This is a genomic window from Aquiflexum sp. (assembly GCF_041751335.1).
In the GTDB taxonomy this organism is placed as follows: domain Bacteria; phylum Bacteroidota; class Bacteroidia; order Cytophagales; family Cyclobacteriaceae; genus Aquiflexum.
Map to the genome: position 1 here is coordinate 1 of NZ_JBGSXS010000288.1, position 2,073 is coordinate 2,073.

The window sequence follows — 2,073 nt, forward strand, 5'->3', positions numbered from 1 at the left end:
CATGATGGCAGGGTTGGACATATTTTGGAGGCCATTGATGTTTATGAAAAAGACTATCCTAAACTACAGCGCCAAAATACAAGTTTCCCTGAACCTAATTACCTAAGACAGGTCAGTAAACAGGGAGCGACAGCACCACTATCCTCCGAAATCCCCGAAAAGCTAAGCGAAGGTGCTGCTTTTATAATTTCCCAAATACGAGCCAATTCTGCTCAGCCCGTTTATGTATTGGTTTGGGGATCAATTACTGATGTAGCGCAAGCTGTACACCATGACCCTAGCATCAAAAAGAATTTGAGGGTTTATTCGATAGGAAGTTGGAATACAGATCAGGATCCGAAATCAAGAGATTACCTTTTCAAAAACCATCAAGACCTGTGGTGGATTGAAAACAATACAACCTTCCGGGGCATGTATATGGGCGGTAACCAATCGGGGGATTATGGGAATATTTCATTTGTAGAAAAAAATATCAAAGGTCACGGCTATCTTGGAGAACTTTTTTGGGAACAAAAGAAAGACCTCAAAATGGGCGACACTCCTTCTGTCCTTTATTTGCTTCAAGGAGACCCAGAAAATCCCGAGTCAGCAAGTTGGGGTGGCTCTTTTGTCCAAACCGAACATGGCCCAAACTATTGGACAGACAATCCTGATCCCTCGCTTATAGAAAACAATAGGCCTGGTGCAAAAACAGTCAACAAATGGAGAAAAGAGTTTCTGGATGATTGGGCGAGAAGAATGAGTTGGTTGAAATGAGATAGGAGACAGAAGACGGGAGACAGAAGACGACATAATCTGAATTTTCACCATACTATTTATATAGTATCCAGTTTATTCTGGTAAGGAATGAAATCTTCAAAATAAGAAATTTGTATATCTGGAAAGCTATAAGAATTGGGTAAGTCCAACCAAAATGGGGTAGGTTTTTAGAAGTACGTCACATCCGTCTTCCGTCTTCAGTCTTCCGTCCTGATAGTATATCAGCAAAAAAACTGGATAACCCAAAGGAACAAATCACCTCTTAAAATCCAAATTCACTGCATCTATCATTTCAACCCTTCTGCCCATTTTTTTCTGGATGACTTTAAAGTGGTGCTCTTCTTCCTCTGAAACCAACGATATTGCCTCTCCTTCACTTCCTGCCCTACCTGTCCTGCCTATTCTATGGATATAATCCTTTGGAGATCTTGGCAATTCATAATTGATAACATAGGGTAAAAATTTGATATCAATCCCTCTTGCTGCCAGGTCAGTGGCCACAAGAACCCTTATTTTACCTGCTTTGAATTTGGTCAAGGCATCTGTCCTGGCACCTTGGCTTTTATCACCATGAAATGCCATGGCTTCAATCCCATGCTTTTTAAGTTTATTGGCAACATTTTCTGCAGTTCTTATCGAAGATGCAAATACCAAAATCTGTTGCCAATTACCTTCTATAATCAAATGACGCAATAAGGGTCCTTTATATTCCATTGGCACTAAATAAGCGGATTGGGAAATCAGTTCCGGTGCAATCTTGTCCTGTTCGATTTCGATCTTCACAGGATGATGGAGAAGTTTGTTGATCAATTCCTCTACGGATTCCTCCATGGTGGCTGAAAAAAGTATATTCTGTCGTTTTTTGGGAAGCCTTGAAAGGATCTCATCCACCTCCAATTTAAAGCCAAGATTCAAAACCTTATCCGCCTCATCTAAGACCAATATCTGTAATTTATCCAGTTGAATAGAATTCCGGGCTACCAAGTCCAACAACCTTCCCGGCGTGGCCACCAAAATCTCCGTTCCATGAAGATTCATCATTTGGGGATTGATGGAAACACCACCAAATACCGCCATGGTTTTTATCCTTCTTGGCAAAAACTCAGAGAAAACCTTGACCACTTCCTGAACCTGTGCTGCAAGTTCACGTGTAGGAACAATTACCAAAACGGGGATGTCCCTGTTTTGAGGGACTTCTTTTTCCAACAGCATCTGAAGGATTGGTAAAACGTAAGAAGCTGTTTTTCCCGAACCTGTCGGGGCAATGCCCAATAAATCTTTTTTCTGAAGAATAGCCGGAATGGCCTGTAACTG

General features: G+C 41.3%; 2 protein-coding genes. One reads left to right on the forward strand and one right to left on the reverse strand.

Translation table 11 applies throughout. From position 1 onward, the window contains the following. The coding region (locus ACEW8U_RS16255; RefSeq protein ID WP_373523107.1) for a nucleoside hydrolase-like domain-containing protein at positions 1-756 on the forward strand (756 nt) is incomplete at its 5' end. A 258-nt stretch (positions 757-1,014) separates the two neighbouring features. Here ACEW8U_RS16255 and ACEW8U_RS16260 read toward each other — a convergent pair. Further along, positions 1,015-2,073, reverse strand: a 1,059-nt coding sequence (locus ACEW8U_RS16260) for a DEAD/DEAH box helicase (RefSeq protein ID WP_373523108.1), incomplete at its 5' end; no start/stop codon positions are given.